Annotated in this window: 1 protein-coding gene; it reads left to right on the forward strand. The window is 76.3% G+C overall.

All coding sequences use genetic code 11. The features are described from left to right. A partial coding sequence (locus tag F8279_RS29820) for an SIS domain-containing protein (protein WP_151501724.1) occupies positions 1–514 on the forward strand: 514 nt, incomplete at both ends.

Consider the following 514-nt stretch of genomic DNA (forward strand, 5'->3'; position numbering starts at 1 on the left):
GGGGCGTACCTGACCGAGATCCGCCTCGGCCTGCCCGCCGGGCTGGCCTCACCCAGCGTGGTCACCCTCTACGGCGGCTCACCCGACCTGTCCGACGCGCTGGTCGTCGGGGTCAGCCAGAGCGGCGGCTCACCCGACCTGGCCGAGGTGCTGCGTGCCGCGCGGGCCTCCGGCGCGCTGACCCTCGCGGTGACCAACGCCCCCGACTCGCCACTGGTCGAGACGGCCGAGCTGAGCATCGACATCGCCGCCGGGCACGAGCGGGCGGTGGCCGCCACCAAGACGTACACCGCGGAGCTGCTCGCCCTGCTGATGCTCATCGAGGGCGTCCGGGCCGGTGACGGCGTGCTCCCGGCGGCCGAACGGGAGGCGCTCGCCGCACTGCCCGAGCTGGCCGCCCGCACCCTGGCCGACGACACCCCGGCCCGACTCGCGCCGCGCTACCGCTTCGCCCAGCAGCTGGTGACCACCGGGCGCGGGTACGCCTACCCGACCGCCCGGGAGGCGGCGCTGA

This window comes from Micromonospora sp. AMSO1212t (genome assembly GCF_008868145.1).
In the GTDB taxonomy this organism is placed as follows: domain Bacteria; phylum Actinomycetota; class Actinomycetes; order Mycobacteriales; family Micromonosporaceae; genus Micromonospora; species Micromonospora tulbaghiae.